At 71.1% G+C, this 14,269-nt stretch carries 13 protein-coding genes and 1 pseudogene; 8 read left to right on the forward strand and 6 right to left on the reverse strand.

The annotated features are described in order from the left end of the window. Positions 1-13: 13 nt before the first annotated feature. On the reverse strand, positions 14-445 hold the full coding sequence (locus tag V1351_RS00155) for a DoxX family protein (protein ID WP_338749539.1): 432 nt from the start codon (positions 443-445) through the stop codon (positions 14-16). 35 nt (positions 446-480) lie between these two features. Between V1351_RS00155 and V1351_RS00160 the strand changes: the two genes are divergently transcribed. After that, on the forward strand, positions 481-1,365 hold the full coding sequence (locus V1351_RS00160; protein ID WP_338749541.1) for a crotonase/enoyl-CoA hydratase family protein: 885 nt from the start codon (positions 481-483) through the stop codon (positions 1,363-1,365). 11 nt (positions 1,366-1,376) lie between these two features. Here the strand turns inward: V1351_RS00160 and V1351_RS00165 are convergent, their stop codons facing one another. Further along, positions 1,377-1,925 carry an NYN domain-containing protein gene (locus tag V1351_RS00165; protein WP_338749543.1) on the reverse strand — a complete coding sequence of 183 codons (549 nt, stop codon included), beginning with the start codon at positions 1,923-1,925 and terminating at the stop codon, positions 1,377-1,379. A gap of 28 nt (positions 1,926-1,953) precedes the next feature. Beyond that, complete coding sequence (locus V1351_RS00170; protein ID WP_338749545.1) at positions 1,954-2,238, reverse strand: YrhK family protein; 285 nt, start codon at positions 2,236-2,238, stop codon at positions 1,954-1,956. Between the two features lie 78 nt (positions 2,239-2,316). On the opposite strand from V1351_RS00170, the gene V1351_RS00175 reads away from it, so the two are divergent. After that, positions 2,317-2,448 carry a hypothetical protein gene (locus V1351_RS00175; RefSeq protein WP_338749547.1) on the forward strand — a complete coding sequence of 44 codons (132 nt, stop codon included), beginning with the start codon at positions 2,317-2,319 and terminating at the stop codon, positions 2,446-2,448. A gap of 435 nt (positions 2,449-2,883) precedes the next feature. Here the strand turns inward: V1351_RS00175 and V1351_RS16260 are convergent. Next, positions 2,884-3,042: pseudogene (locus V1351_RS16260) on the reverse strand (TetR family transcriptional regulator); the annotation flags it as partial. 129 nt (positions 3,043-3,171) lie between these two features. On the opposite strand from V1351_RS16260, the gene V1351_RS00185 reads away from it, so the two are divergent. Genes V1351_RS00185 through V1351_RS00200 form a run of 4 tightly spaced genes read left to right on the forward strand, consistent with a single transcriptional unit; the run spans position 3,172 to position 8,635 of the window. Continuing rightward, a complete protein-coding gene (locus V1351_RS00185; protein ID WP_338749551.1) occupies positions 3,172-4,392 on the forward strand; it encodes an acetyl-CoA C-acetyltransferase in 1,221 nt (406 codons plus the stop codon). A 26-nt stretch (positions 4,393-4,418) separates the two neighbouring features. Beyond that, positions 4,419-6,596: a 3-hydroxyacyl-CoA dehydrogenase NAD-binding domain-containing protein gene (locus V1351_RS00190; RefSeq protein WP_338749553.1), complete on the forward strand. Its 2,178-nt coding sequence runs from the start codon at positions 4,419-4,421 to the stop codon at positions 6,594-6,596. Further along, positions 6,596-7,441, forward strand: coding sequence for a CoA transferase (locus V1351_RS00195; RefSeq protein ID WP_338749555.1), 846 nt, complete (start codon positions 6,596-6,598; stop codon positions 7,439-7,441). Before V1351_RS00190 ends, V1351_RS00195 begins: the two co-directional genes overlap by 1 nt. A 27-nt stretch (positions 7,442-7,468) precedes the next feature. Further along, positions 7,469-8,635, forward strand: coding sequence for an acyl-CoA dehydrogenase family protein (locus V1351_RS00200; RefSeq protein WP_338749557.1), 1,167 nt, complete (start codon positions 7,469-7,471; stop codon positions 8,633-8,635). Here the strand turns inward: V1351_RS00200 and V1351_RS00205 are convergent. After that, positions 8,604-9,965 carry an MFS transporter gene (locus tag V1351_RS00205; RefSeq protein WP_338749559.1) on the reverse strand — a complete coding sequence of 454 codons (1,362 nt, stop codon included), beginning with the start codon at positions 9,963-9,965 and terminating at the stop codon, positions 8,604-8,606. The genes V1351_RS00200 and V1351_RS00205 overlap by 32 nt on opposite strands. Next, positions 9,958-10,554 carry an ArsR/SmtB family transcription factor gene (locus V1351_RS00210; RefSeq protein WP_338749561.1) on the reverse strand — a complete coding sequence of 199 codons (597 nt, stop codon included), beginning with the start codon at positions 10,552-10,554 and terminating at the stop codon, positions 9,958-9,960. The genes V1351_RS00205 and V1351_RS00210 overlap by 8 nt, the downstream gene beginning before the upstream one ends. Positions 10,555-10,649: 95 nt before the next feature. On the opposite strand from V1351_RS00210, the gene V1351_RS00215 reads away from it, so the two are divergent. Together V1351_RS00215 and V1351_RS00220 are read left to right on the forward strand one after the other, a co-directional pair. Continuing rightward, positions 10,650-13,253 (forward strand): circularly permuted type 2 ATP-grasp protein, encoded by a 2,604-nt coding sequence (locus V1351_RS00215; protein ID WP_338749563.1) that lies wholly within the window; start codon positions 10,650-10,652, stop codon positions 13,251-13,253. Beyond that, entirely contained in the window at positions 13,250-14,266 is a 1,017-nt protein-coding gene (locus V1351_RS00220) for a transglutaminase family protein (RefSeq protein WP_338749565.1), read from the forward strand. The genes V1351_RS00215 and V1351_RS00220 overlap by 4 nt, the downstream gene beginning before the upstream one ends. The last annotated feature ends 3 nt before the right edge of the window (positions 14,267-14,269 follow it).

Genomic DNA, 14,269 nt, shown 5'->3' on the forward strand with positions numbered 1-14,269 from the left:
CCCGGCGCCGCGGTCACCGCCCGCGGTGGCCGGGCAGCGCCCCCCTTCGCCACTGGCCGATCGCATCAGTGGCCCACAGCGCCCAGACGACCAGGACCGGCTGGAAGAACAGCCGGACGACCCGTCCTCGGTCGGTGTCGAGGCCGAAGGCGTCCCGGTGCTCGGTCAGCTGCGCGATGTTGCCCGGCAGGACCGCGACGAAGAGGACCGCGGCGGCCAGCCCCACGACAGCCCGGTACGGCTGCCGCCAGGTCACGACCAGGGCCACCCCGAAGGCGATCTCGACCACTCCCGAGGCGAGGACGACGGTGTCCGCCTCCAGCGGCACCCACGGCGGCACCTGGGCCTGGAACTCGCGTCTGGCGAAGGACAGGTGGCCGGTGCCGGTGAAGACCAGCGCGGCCCCCAGCACGGCCTGGGCGATCGATCTCAGGGATGCCTTCATCTGCTGACCGTACGCGGATGCGGCAGAGTCGGGCCATGACCTACACGACGATCAGCCACGACCTCGACGACGGCGTCCTCACCGTCACCCTCGACCGGCCGGACGAGCTCAACTCCTTCACCGTGACGATGGCCGAGGAGCTCGAGCGCACCTTCCGCGAGGTCAACGACGACGACGCGGTCCGCGCGGTCATCGTCACCGGGGCCGGTCGGGCCTTCTGCGCCGGCATGGACCTCACCGCCGACGGCAACGTCTTCGGCCTGGACGAGACCAGGGACCCGGGGCTCGCCGACATGGACGACCTCGACGACGAGACCCTGCGCGGGGTGCGTGACACCGGGGGCCGCGTCACCCTGGCGATCCACGACTGCCGCAAGCCGGTCATCGCGGCGATCAACGGCGCCGCGGTCGGCATCGGCGCGACGATGACCCTGGCCATGGATGCCCGGCTCGTCTCCACGAAGGCCCGCATCGGCTTCGTCTTCGGCCGGATCGGGATCGTCCCCGAGGCGGCCTCGTCGTGGTTCCTGCCGCGGATCGTCGGGCTGCCGACGGCCCTGGACCTCGTGCTGTCCGCCGACATCCTCGACGCGGACGCCGCCGTCGCGGCCGGGGTGGCCACCGGCCCGCACGAGAGCGACGACGTGCTGGGTGCGGCCCGCGCGCTCGCCGACCGCTGGACGAAGGGCAGGTCCCCGGTCGCGGTCGCCCTCGCCCGGCAGATGCTGCGCCGCAACGCCGCCCAGAGCCACCCGGTCGAGGCGCACCGGGTCGATTCGCTCGCGATGTTCCACACGAGCATCGGCGACGGGAAGGAGGGGGTGGCGGCCTTCCTCGGCAAGCGCGCCCCCGAGTTCACCAGCCGGACGTCACGGATGCCGGCCTTCTACGACGAGTGGATCGCGCGGGACGAGGGGTGACCCCCTTCGCCTCAGATGAACTCGAACGGGTCGAACTCGTCGATCTCGATGACCCGAACGCGCGGCAGGCGGCTGGTGAAGGCCGCGATGTCGTACTCGAGGTCGAAGAACTCCACGCCCGGCACGTCCCGCAGACCGCCCGCCATGAACTCGCCGAACCCGACGATGCCCAGGCGGCGTCCCTCGTCCTCGGCCAGCTTCTCCATCTGCGGGGTGAAGTCGTTGTCGTGGCTGACCAGCATGACGTCTGCATCACGCTCGAGGAGCGCCCGGGCAGTGCGTTGGATCGCGATGTCGACGACCTTGCCCTCGCCGCGCAGCGGCACCGGCCGGTAGCCCATCGCCAGCAGCGCCTGCACGAAGGACGCGGGCAGGTCACCCGCGACGGCGAGGAAGAACAGCCCCTTGACCGGCTGGCCCCACGCGGCCTCGGTGTACTCCAGGAGCGTGTTCCAGCGCGGGCGCTCCTCCGGCTGTGGGCGACGCCCCAGGACGGAGACCCCCAGCGTGGCGTCGATGTTCTCGCCGTCGACGAGGAGGTAGGTGCTGCGATCGGCCATGGGGTGACCCTATAGCGCCGGGCCGGCCTCAGAAGTCGCCGACGGTCTCCAGGGGGAGGTGCGCGACCCGCCCCAGGTGGACGCGTCGGGCCAGACGGATCGTCGGTCGGGCCACGAAGAGCACCGAGCCGATGACGAAGAGCCACGTCGCGAAGTGCGTCGTCGACTCCCAGAAGAAGAGGATGCTGCCGACGAGGAAGAGCAGGCCGGCGAGGAAGTCGTTGGCGATCGAGAGGGTCTCGTAGATCCCGCGGATGCGCAGTTCCTCGTGACCGATGCTCAGGGTGATGTTGCGGGGGGCTTCTCGAGTCATCTGCCCATGATGCGCTTCTCGGGGCCGGGTGTGGGGCCACTACCCTTGGCGATGACGTCGACGAAGGGGAGACCCACCATGTGTCAGCCCGCCCAGTGCGCGAACTGCGGCAAGATCACCTGGACCGGCTGCGGCGAGCACGTCGCCGAGGTGAAGGCGCAGGTCCGGTCGCAGGACTGGTGCACCTGCGCGGAGCCGGTCGCCCGCTGACGAAGGGGGTCACTCCCGGCGGCCGTGCAGCGTCACCGTGACGGTGGGAACCGCCGAGTCGGCCCCGGCGATGGTCCACAGCCGCGACAGGGTGGGCTGCAGCAGTCGGTGGCCGAGCTGCCCGACGAGCACGGCGACGGCCTGCTCCTCGACGGGTGCCCGGCTGCGGGCGATCCCGTGCTCGCGCAACATCCGCGTCTGGACGATGGTCTCCGCGATGAGCTTGCGGGCCAGTCCCACGTCGCCCGGGTCCGGGGTGACGACGACCCGCCGCAGGTAGTCGATCGCCTCCGGGTGCGCCTCGAACATCCGCGTGATCGCCTCGTCCCGGGCTGCGGCGACCTCGGCGGTCGACCCGGTGAGCGGCGCCGAGTCGAGGGCCTGGCGGAAGAGGGCGACGACGTGGTCGTCCACGCAGCCGTGCAGACCCTCCTTGCCCCCGAAGTGGTGCACGACGAGACCCGGGGCCACCCCGGCGACCCGGGCCACCTCGCGCAGGCTCGTCGCGGCGACGCCGCGCTCGCCGAAGAGGGCGAGGGCCACCGTGAGGATGCGTTCCTTGGCATCGACGGTGCCGTTCGCGCGCACGGTCACGGTCCTCTCCTTGGTCGTGTACGTCTGGTCGTGTACGTCACAGTGGCGAGACTATTGCACAGATGTTCAATGGATGCGTAGGGTGCGAGACGAATCGCCACATGTGCATCCGAGAAGGAGAACCGGTTCATGCCCGAGCAGCCCCAGGCCGTCATCTACGACGCCGTCCGCACACCCCGAGGGAAGGGCAAGTCGTCCGGCTCCCTCCACGAGGTCAAGCCGATCGACCTGACCGTCGGTCTCCTCGATGCCGTCCGTGAGCGCAATCCCGGTCTGGACGCCGCCCGGATCGACGACCTCGTCATGGGCATCGTCTCCCCGGTCGGCGACCAGGGCGCCGTCCTGCCGCGGATCGCCGCCCTCAAGGCCGGCTACCCCGAGCCGGTCGCGGGCGTGCAGCTCAACCGCTTCTGCGGCTCCGGTCTCGAGGCGGTCAACCAGGTGGCGGCCCGCGTCCGCTCCGGCTTCGAGGACCTCTTCCTCGCCGGTGGGGTCGAGTCGATGTCGCGCGTGCCGATGGCCAGCGACGGCGGCGCCTGGGCGATGGACCCCGCGACCAACCTCGAGACGGGCTTCGTCCCGCAGGGCATCGGTGCCGACCTCATCGCCACCCTCGAGGGCTTCGACCGCGCCGAGGTCGACCGCTTCGCCGCGCAGTCGCACGCCCGCGCCGCCGCCGCGTGGGAGAAGGGGTACTTCGACAAGTCGGTCATCCCCGTCAGGGACGCCAACGGCCTGACGATCCTCGACCGCGACGAGACCATCCGCCCCGGCACCAGCGCCGACGCGCTCGCCGGGCTGAAGCCCTCCTTCGCCGCCATCGGTGAGCAGGGCGGCTTCGACCACGTGGCCCTGGAGAAGTACCACTCGGTCGACGGGATCAACCACGTCCACCACGCCGGCAACTCCTCCGGCATCGTCGACGGCGCGTCCCTGCTGCTCATCGGCAACGAGAAGGCCGGCCAGGAGATGGGCCTGACCCCGCGCGCCCGCATCATCTCCACCGCCGTCATCGGCTCCGAGCCGACCATCATGCTCACCGGCCCGGGCCCGGCCTGCCGCAAGGCCCTCGACCGCGTCGGCATGAGCGCCTCGGACATCGACCTCGTCGAGATCAACGAGGCCTTCGCCGCCGTGGCCCTCAAGCTCATCCGCGACATGGGATGGACCGAGGAGCAGACCAACGTCAACGGCGGCGCGATCGCGATGGGGCACCCCCTCGGCGCGACCGGCGCGATGATCCTCGGGACGCTCGTCGACGAGCTCGAGCGCCGCGACCTCGAGCGCGGCATCGCCACCCTCTGCATCGGCGGTGGCATGGGCATCGCCACCATCGTCGAGCGCGTCTGAACCAGCGGACAGGAAGCCAGGAAGCAATGAGCGAGAACATGATCCGTTACGAGCGCGACGACGAGGGCATCGTCACCCTGACGATGGACGACCCGAACGCGGGCGCCAACACGATGAACGACACCTACAAGGCCGCGATGGACGAGACCATCAACCGGCTCGAGGCCGAGCGCGAGGAGATCACCGGCGTCGTGCTCACCTCGGCGAAGAAGACCTTCTTCGCCGGTGGCAACCTCACCGACCTGCAGTCGGTCACCCCGGAGACGGCGGGCGAGTTCTTCGAGGAGATCGAGGGCATCAAGGCGCAGCTGCGCCGCCTCGAGCAGCTCGGCAAGCCGGTCGTCGCCGCGATCAACGGCGCCGCCCTCGGCGGTGGCCTGGAGATCGCGCTCGCGACCCACCACCGCATCGCCGTCGACGACCCGAAGATCAAGCTCGGCCTGCCCGAGGTCTCCCTCGGCCTGCTCCCCGGCGGCGGCGGCGTCACCCGCCTGGTGCGGATGCTCGGCATCCAGGAGGCCCTGATGGGCTGGCTGCTGCAGGGCCAGCAGCGCAACCCGGCGGCCGCGCAGGAGAAGGGCGTCATCGACCAGCTCGTCGGTACCCGCGAGGAGCTCGTCCCCGCCGCCAAGGCGTGGATCCGTGAGCACGCCGACGACGAGACCGCGGCCGTGAAGCCCTGGGACGTCAAGGGCCACAAGATCCCCGGTGGCACCCCGAGCACGCCGCGGTTCGCGGCCAACCTCCCGGCCTTCCCGGCGAACCTGCGCAAGACGCTCAAGGGTGCGCCGACGAAGTCGCCCCGTGCGATCATGTCGGCCGCCGTCGAGGGCTCGCAGGTCGACTTCGACACCGCGAGCCGCATCGAGTCGCGCTACATCACCGAGCTGGCCGCCGGCCGTGAGTCGACGGCCATGATCCAGGCCTTCTTCTTCGACATGCAGGCCATCAACAGCGGCCGGCTGCGCCCCGAGGGCGTCGAGAAGTCCACCGTCGGCACGGTCGGGATCCTCGGCGCGGGCATGATGGGCGCGGGCATCGCCTACTCGGCCGCCACGGCCGGTATCGACGTCGTCCTCAAGGACGTCTCCCTCGAGGGTGCGCAGAAGGGCAAGGGCTACTCCGAGAAGCTCTTGGCCAAGCAGGTCGAGAAGGGCCGCAAGACGCAGGCACAGGCGGATGAGATCCTCGACCGGATCACGCCGAGCGCCGACGCACAGGACCTCGCCGGCGTCGATGCCGTCATCGAGGCCGTCTTCGAGGACTACGACCTGAAGAAGACGGTCTTCTCTGAAGTTGAAGCAGTGGTCGCGCCCGATGTGCTGCTGTGCTCCAACACCTCGACGCTGCCGATCACGAGCCTGCAGGAGTTCACCTCCCGCCCCAAGGACTTCATCGGCCTGCACTTCTTCTCACCCGTGGACAAGATGAAGCTCGTCGAGATCATCCGTGGTGAGCAGACCTCGGACGAGGCCACGGCCCGCGCGATCGACATCGTCCAGCAGATCCGCAAGATCCCGATCGTCGTCGGCGACGGCCGTGGCTTCTACACCAGCCGCGTCTTCGGCACCCTGATCCTCGAGGGGGCCACTGCGCTCGCCGAGGGCGTCGACCCGCAGTTCATCGAGCGCGCCGCGACCCAGGCCGGCTTCCCGGCACCGCCGCTGGCCATGCTCGACGAGGTCTCGCTGACCCTCACCCAGCACATCCGCGCCGAGGCCGAGAAAGCCGCCGCAGCGGAGGGCACCACCCTGACCAGGGGGCCGGGCGAGGAGCTCATCGACACGATGGTCGAGCTGGGTCGCAAGGGCCGGGCAGCCGGCGCGGGCATGTACGACTACCCGGCCGAGGGGCCCAAGGTCCTGTGGCCGCAGCTGCGCGAGCGGTGGGGTACGGGCGCCGAGGTCCCCTTCGAGGACCTGCAGGACCGGTACCTGTTCATCATGGCGCTGGAGACGGCCGGGTGCTTCGAGGACGGCGTCCTCACCGACGCCGTCTCGGCCAACATCGGAGGCATCTTCGGGATCGGCTTCCCGCCGCACACCGGTGGTCCGGCGACCTTCATGACCAACTACGAAGGGGGCCTGGCCGGCTTCGTGGCGCGCGCCAACGAGCTGGCCGACACCTACGGTGAGCGGTTCCGTCCGAGCGCGTGGCTGACCGAGCGTGCCGCCAAGGGCACCCTCGTGGACGTCTCCGCCTGATGGTCGCCACCGGCCCGCTCGACGGAGTGCGGGTCCTGTCCATCGCGATCAACCTGCCGGGGCCGGCCGCGGTCGCGCGGCTGGCCCGGCAGGGCGCGAGCGTGACCACGGTGCTGCCGCCATCGGGAGATCCGATGGAGCAGTTCGCGAAGGACTACTTCGAGGAGCTGCACGTCGGTCAGGACATCGTGCGGGCCGACCTGAAGGACCCTGCCGGTCGGGCCGAGCTCGACGGGCTGCTCGCGCAGGCGGACATCTTCATCACCTCATCGCGTCCGTCGGCGCTGCGGCGTCTCGGGCTCGACTTCGCGACCGTGCACGCCGCGCACCCGCGGGTGTGCCAGGTCGACATCGTGGGCTACCCGGGCGAGCAGGCAGAGGTGCCCGGCCACGACCTGACCTACCAGGCCGGCACGGGGATGGTGCGCGACGGTCGACTCCCGGCCACGCTCGTCGTGGACCTCTCGGGTGCCGAGCGGGCCGCTGCCGAGGGTGCAGCGGCGCTCGTCCAGCGGGCCCGGACCGGGGAGGGGGTTCGCCGGGAGGTCGCCCTCTCGGACCTGGCCCACACCATGTCCCGACCGGTGGCCCATGGCCTGACCGCGCCCGGAGGGATGCTCGCGGGCGACCTACCGGTCTACTCGGTCTACGCCGCGGCCGACGGCCACGTGGCGCTCGCCGCGCTCGAGCCGCACTTCACCGCGAAACTGCTCCATGTGCTCCAGCTGCCGGCCGAGGAGCTGAGCACCGACCGGCTCTCGCGGATCTTCGCGGAACGCACCGCCGCGGAGTGGGAGCAGTGGGCGAGCGAGCACGACGTCCCGCTCGTCGCCGTCGTCGACTGACCCCCTTCGTCCAAGGAGACACCCCCGATGTCCGACATCCTCCAGCCCCAGCCCTACGTCTCGCCGTGGATGGACGACGCCGACGTCACGGATCTGCGCACGCTCGCCCGGACCTTCTTCGAGCGGGAGGTGACGCCGAACCTCGAGCGCTTCGCCGAGCAGCACCAGGTCGACAAGGAGACCTGGCTGGCTGCTGGTGCAGCAGGGCTGCTGTGCATCTCGATCCCGGAGGAGTACGGCGGCGGCGGCGGCAGCTTCGCGCACGAGGCGGCGGTGCTGTGGGAGCAGGGCAGGGCGGGCGATGACGCCTTCGGGTACTCCGTGCACTCCTCGATCGTCGCGCACTACCTGCTGGCCTACGGCTCCGAGGAGCAGAAGCAGCGGTGGCTGCCGCGGATGGCCACCGGTGAGCTCGTCGGCGCCGTCGCGATGACCGAGCCCGGCACGGGCTCCGACCTGCAGAACATCAGGACCACCGCCACGCGCGAGGGCGACCACTACGTCGTCAACGGTTCCAAGACCTTCATCACCAACTCCTCGCACGCCGGTCTCGTCGTCATCGTCGCGCGTACGGGCGGCGAGGGGGCACAAGGGATCTCGCTCATCGTGGCCGAGGTCGAGGGGCTGGAGGGCTTCGAGCGCGGTCGGGTGCTGAGCAAGATCGGACAGCACGGTCAGGACACTCGTGAGCTCGCCTTCACCGACATGCGGGTGCCGACCGAGAACCTGCTCGGCACGCAGGAGGGTCAGGGGTTCTACCAGCTGATGATGCAGCTGCCGCAGGAGCGTCTGGTCATCGCCGTGGGTGCGGTCGCCTCGGCCGAGCTGGCCTACGAGCTCGCGCTGGACTACACCAAGGAGCGCACCGCCTTCGGCAAGCCGATCGGCGCCTTCCAGAACACCCGATTCACTTTGGCCGAGGTGGGCACGGACGTGCTGGCCGCTCGCACCTTCCTCGACCACTGCGTGGGGCTGCACCTCGACAGCAGACTCGACGCCGCGACCGCGTCCCGGGTGAAGTACTGGACGACCGACGTGCAGTGCGACGTCGTCGACCGGTGCCTGCAGCTCTTCGGCGGCTACGGCTACATGATGGAGTACCCCATCGCCCGCCTCTACGCCGGCGCCCGGGTGCAGAAGATCTACGGCGGGACGAACGAGATCATGAAGGAACTGATCTCCCGGACGCTGTGACGTCACTGCGCCCGTCCTGCTGCCTCTCGTGTCCCGGGCCGGTACGGACCGCCGCTGCGTCCACGGTGGTGCGCTCCCGCTCGGCGCGCAGGGCAGGCAGGACGCACCACGCACCGCCCAGGCCGATGACCCCGGCCAGGACCATGGCCACCTGGATGGACGTGTGGTCGGAGAGCAGCCCCAGCAGCGGGCTGCTCAGGGTGAACGCGGCGAAGGCGACCATGGACGCCATCGACAGCACCGTCGCCCGGTTGTCCGCACGGGCCTCGCGGTGCAGCAGGGCGTTGTAGACCGGCCCGCCGAAGCCGTGCATCGAGTACGTCAGCAGGTGGGTCACGACGAGGGCGACCGGACCGAGGGCGAGCCCCATCGAGATCGCGCCCAGGCTGGTCAGGACCCGCCCGACGATCGCCGTGCGCGCCACACCGATCCGGCGGCTCAGCCACCCGGAGGCCCTGGCGCCCACGGCGAAGACGAGCCATGCCACGGCAGCGATCGGTCCGAGGACCACCGCGGCCTGCGCCTCGCCGCCGACGAGCTCGGACATCCGTGCCGGCATGAGCGCCTCGAAGCTGATCATCGACGTCGACCAGAAGAGCTCGACGAGCACGAGGTAGCGCAGCACGCGGTTCTCGCGGAGCATTCGCAGCCCGGACCGGATGACGCCCGGTGCCTGGGCGACCGATGCGCGGGCCGCCGCGAAGCCCCGCTGGTCGAGCCGGGCGGGCTCGTGGAGCAGGAGCATGACGGCGACGAGGTGGACCACGTTGAGCCCGACGAAGACGAGGATCGGCAGCCACAGCGCCGAGTGGCCCTGGACGGGGTGCCACGCCACGAGCACGGACGAGGCCACGGCCCCGGAGCCCATCGACAGGCCCATGGTCGTGCCCATCCGGGAGAGGTCCTGGTCGACGTCGGTGCCCGGGTGGGTCTGGTGGACCGTGTCGACGAACCATGCCTCCAGCGGCCCGGAGTCCAGAGCCCGAAAGACTCCGAGCAGGGCCGCGGCCACGGCGAAGGTCACCAGCGAGTCCGCGACGAGGAAGGCCAGCGCCGCCCCGACGTTGACCACTCCCGCGACGACAAGGAGCGGCCGGCGGCCCAGGGCGTCGGCGACCCCGGAGGTGGGTAGCTCGAGGAGGAGGACGGCGGCGCCGGTGGCCGCGCTGGCCGCGAGCGCCTGGGTCAGGGTCAGCCCACGCTCGAGCATCCACAGCACGTGGAGCGAGACGACCAGGCCGACCGGCAGCCACCGCGTGACGGTCAGGAGCAGCAGGACGCGGCGGGCCGCGTCCGGGGAGAGGTGGGTCGCCCCCTTCGCCTCACGCACGGTCGTCACCCCACGCGGCCTCGTCGGTGTCGACGAAGGTCGCGAGGACGACGTTGAAGCGACGCTCGCCCTCGGCGACCGGCCCGGGGGGGCCGCCGTGCTCGTCGATGACCTCCCACAGCAGCTGCTCGAAGCGGCGCTGGATCTGCGCCGCCTGGTCCGAGGTGACGGCCACGGTGACATCGCTGACCGAGGTCACCGCCCGCCACTGCTGGCTCTCCCCGCCCCGGCGCTCGGCCGCCGCCTGCATCCGCTGGGCCTGCTGACCGACGACGACGTGGTGGAAGGCGTCGGTGGCGTCCCTCCCTTCGTCATCGGGGTCGACCGGCTCGGGCACGGAGGTCACCTGGCTGACCGCCTGCCACCAGCGCTCCCGCTTGCTGCCCAGCTCGGGGGCCTCCCGGACGAAACCGTGCTCGGCCAGCTGGCGCAGGTGGTAGCTGGTGGCCCCGGAGTTCAGGCCGAGGCGCTGGGCGATCAGGGTCGCGGTGGCGGGACCGAGCGTGCGCAGCAGCCCGAGGATGCGCATCCGCACCGGGTGCGAGAGCGCCTTCAGCTGGGTCACGTCGGGGAGTGCGGGATCGTCCATGCGCACCATGGTAGATTGCAAAAGATCTGTTTGCAAAGAGATCTTTGGCGTCCGTGCGGCAGCTGGGCCGGGGATGGGGCGTTAGTGTCGGGCCCATGTCCGTTTCGGCCCCCGGCGACCTCGGTCGCCCGAGCCCGCTCGACGAGTACCGCGACGAGGTCACGGTCACCGAGGGCATCGACGAGGTGGTCACGCTCGACGGGGTGCGTGAGGCGGCCGGGCCGCTCGCCGGGACGATCGACGCCGGAGGTCTGCCGGGCATGCTGGCCGCGCGTGCCGCGAGCCGCCGCTTCGTCGAGGACGAGGGCATCACCTACGGCGCGGGCATCCCCCCGGACGACGACGAGGTCACCGAGGGGCGCCGGGTGCCCACCGAGCCACGCACCTGGGAGCTGGACCCGCTGCCGCTGACCCTCGGCGCGACGGAGTGGGCGAAACTCGAGCAGGGCGTGCGCCAACGGGCTGCGCTCCTGGATGGCATCCTCACCGACCTCACCGGCGAGCAGCGTCTGGTCCGCGACGGGATCCTGCCCGGCACCGCCGTGTACGGACACGAGGGGTGGCTGCCGCAGGCCGACGGCATCAGGGTGCCCGGCCCCCGCCAGCTCGTCATGCCGGCGATGGACCTCGCCCGCGACCGCACCGGCACCTGGCGGGTCTTCGCCGACCGGACCCAGGCCCCCAGCGGTGCCGGCTATGCGCTGGCCAACCGCCGCATCACCGCCCGGGTGCTGCCCGACCTGCACCGCAGCGTGGACCTGGCCCGGCTGCGCGGCTTCTTCTACCAGGTGCACAAGGCGCTGATGGCGACCGCGCCCCAGAGCGACGACGTCCCGCGCATCGTCATCCTCACCCCGGGTGCGCTCAGCGACACGGCCTACGACGAGGCGCTGCAGTCGACCGTCCTCGGTGTGCCCGTCGTCGAGTCCGAGGACCTCGTCAGCCGGGACGGCCGGATCTGGATGCGCACGACCAACGGCCTCTCCCCGGTCGACGTCATCATGCGCCGGGTCGACGGTGGCGCCATCGACCAGCTCGACCTGCGCGGCGACTCCCGTCTCGGTCTGCCCGGGATGGTCGAGGCCGCCCGCCTGGGCCACGTCTCGCTGGTCAACCCGATCTCCTCGGGGGTGCTGGAGAACCCGGCGCTGATCCCCTACCTCCCGGCGATCTGTCGCCACCTGCTCGACGAGGACCTGCTCCTGCAGTCGACGCAGACGTGGTGGGCCGGTGAGCCGACCCACCTCAGCCACATCGTCACCAACCTCTCCAGCCTCGTCGTCAAGCCCGCCTCCCGGGGGGACGGCGCGGCCGGCGGCAACGCCGTCTTCGGGTGGGAGATCACGGCCGCGGAGCGCGAGGAACTGGCCCTGCGCATCCAGGGCGAACCGTGGAAGTGGACGGCACAGGACCCGTTGACGATGTCGACCGCACCCGTGGTCACCGCCGGCGGGCTCGAGCCGCGACACGTCGTGCTGCGCACCTTCGCCGTGGCCGACGAGGACGACTACGCGGTCATGCCCGGTGGGTTGGGCCGAGTGGCGGTGCGCCCGGAGTCGGGAGCGATCTCGAGCCTCACCGGGGCGATGAGCAAGGACGTCTGGGTCCGTGACGACACCCGGACGGAGGACGAAGGGGAGGGCCTGGCCGTCCCCAGTCCGTTCGCCGGAGCAGCGGCCCTCGCCTCTGCCGCGCCACCGCCGCGCGTCGCGGCCGACCTGTACTGGATGGGCCGGTACAGCGAACGGGCCGAGTTCGCCGCCCGCCTGCTGCGTGTGGCCGACAACCTCGTCGACGACCACGCCGCCCGCCCGGGCACGACCGGACACACCGCGATGCTCGCCCTGCTCGAGGCCGTCACGTCCGTCGTGGCCTCCCGGCCCGGATTCGTGGGGGAGGACGCGCGCGAGCGCCGCGAGGACCCGCTGCCGCACCTGCGTGCCCTCACCCTCGACCCGCGGGTCGTCGGCTCGGTCGCGTTCAGCACCCACCACGCCGTCATCGCCGCCCAGGCCGTGCGCGAGACGCTCTCGGTCGACACCTGGCTGGTGATGTCCCGCTTGGAGCGCACCCTGCGGCACGCCGTCCCCGACGACGACCTGCAGGAACTGCTCATGGAGACCATCGAAGGTCTCCTCGCGCTCGCGGGCATCGGCGTCGAGTCGCTCATCCGCGACCCCACCTGGGCCTTCGCGGACGCGGGCAAGCGCGTCGAGCGGGCACAGCAGACGATCCGCCTGATCACCTCGGTCCTCGCGGTCGAGCGCGCCCCGGTCGTCGAGGGCACGACGACCGAGTCGGCGCTCCTCGCCGCGGAGTCCGTCATCACCTACCGTCGCCGGCTGACCAGCGGTCTCGGCGGGTTGTCCCCCTTGCAGGCCGCGGTCGACCTGCTGCTGCGCGACGGTGCCAACCCGCGCTCGGTCGGCTTCCAGGTGGGCCGGTTGGTCGAGGACCTCGAGCTGCTGGAGGACGAGTCCGTGTTGCCGTGGGTCCGGGACCTCGCCGAGCGGATCGCCGGGGTCGATCTCGACGAGCTCTTCGCCGACGGACGCAGGCCCTTGTCCCGGGTGCTCACCGGCATCGGTGCCGACCTGCGCCAGGTGCACCGGACCCTCGACGAGACCTACTTCCAGCGCAAGGCCGAGGGCCGCTCGGTGCAGTGGATGCAGTGGAGCAGCGGGGAGGGGTCCTGGTGAGCTCGACACCCGATCGTCCGCCCGCTCCCGAGCCGATGACGAACGACCCGGGGCCGACGCGCACACCGGAGCACCACACCCGGCGTCGGTACGAGGTGCGCCACCGCACGACCTACACCTACCAGGAGTACGTCACCGACTCCTACGGTCGGGCGATGCTGCGACCTCGGGAGACCCCGCAGCAGCGGCTCATCGAGCACGAGGTGTCGATCGTGCCGGAGCCGCACATCCACACCGTGCACGTCGACCACTTCGGCAACCACTCCAGCTTCTACGAGGTGCGCACCCCGCACACCTCCCTCGAGGTGTGCAAGCACAGTCTCGTCGAGATCGACTGGCCGGCCCCGGACCTGGCGCGTCTGAACTCCTGGACCGTCGCCGAGGTCGCCGAGCGGATCGCGGAGGGCGAGGGCATCGACCGGGCCGAGGCCGCGCAGTACCTGCTGCCCTCGTCGCTCGTGGACGTCGCGCCCGAGGTGATCGCCTACGCCGCGGGCATCCTGCCGCCGGATCGTCCCTTCGGCAGCGCGCTGGTCGCCCTCTACGCCGACATCTACCGTGACTTCACCTACGCCAAGGGCACGACGAGTGTGAAGACGACGCTGCCCCAGCTGCTTGACGGCCGCGAGGGGGTCTGCCAGGACTTCGCCCACCTCGCGGCCGGGTGCCTGCGGGCCGTGGGCATCCCCGGCCGGTACGTCTCGGGCTACATCGAGACGCGTCCGCCGCCCGGTGAGAGCAAGCTCGAGGGCTCGGACGCCTCCCACGCGTGGGTCTCGGCGATGACGCCGGAGGGCGACTGGGTCGACCTCGACCCGACGAACAACCACTTCGCCGACTCGCGCTACATCGTCACCGGGTGGGGGCGCGACTTCCGCGACGTCTCCCCGCTGAAGGGGATCATCTTCTCCACGGGCAACGGCTCCCGCCTGGACGTCGGCGTCGACGTCATCCGGCTGGGGGTGGGAGACCCCCGCGAGAGCGCCGCGCCGGACTCGGGAGCCAGCCAGTAATCT

The organism is Janibacter sp. A1S7 (genome assembly GCF_037198315.1).
Taxonomy (GTDB): Bacteria; Actinomycetota; Actinomycetes; order Actinomycetales; family Dermatophilaceae; genus Janibacter; species Janibacter alittae.

Bases quoted from the DNA above. Each gene is read 5' to 3' on its own strand.
- V1351_RS00155 (WP_338749539.1), bottom strand. From the start codon at position 445: ATGAAGGCATCCCTGAGATCGATCGCCCAGGCCGTGCTGGGGGCCGCG.
- V1351_RS00160 (WP_338749541.1), top strand. From the start codon at position 481: ATGACCTACACGACGATCAGCCACGACCTCGACGACGGCGTCCTCACC.
- V1351_RS00165 (WP_338749543.1), bottom strand. From the start codon at position 1,925: ATGGCCGATCGCAGCACCTACCTCCTCGTCGACGGCGAGAACATCGAC.
- V1351_RS00170 (WP_338749545.1), bottom strand. From the start codon at position 2,238: ATGACTCGAGAAGCCCCCCGCAACATCACCCTGAGCATCGGTCACGAG.
- V1351_RS00175 (WP_338749547.1), top strand. From the start codon at position 2,317: ATGTGTCAGCCCGCCCAGTGCGCGAACTGCGGCAAGATCACCTGGACC.
- V1351_RS00185 (WP_338749551.1), top strand. From the start codon at position 3,172: ATGCCCGAGCAGCCCCAGGCCGTCATCTACGACGCCGTCCGCACACCC.
- V1351_RS00190 (WP_338749553.1), top strand. From the start codon at position 4,419: ATGAGCGAGAACATGATCCGTTACGAGCGCGACGACGAGGGCATCGTC.
- V1351_RS00195 (WP_338749555.1), top strand. From the start codon at position 6,596: ATGGTCGCCACCGGCCCGCTCGACGGAGTGCGGGTCCTGTCCATCGCG.
- V1351_RS00200 (WP_338749557.1), top strand. From the start codon at position 7,469: ATGTCCGACATCCTCCAGCCCCAGCCCTACGTCTCGCCGTGGATGGAC.
- V1351_RS00210 (WP_338749561.1), bottom strand. From the start codon at position 10,554: ATGGACGATCCCGCACTCCCCGACGTGACCCAGCTGAAGGCGCTCTCG.
- V1351_RS00215 (WP_338749563.1), top strand. From the start codon at position 10,650: ATGTCCGTTTCGGCCCCCGGCGACCTCGGTCGCCCGAGCCCGCTCGAC.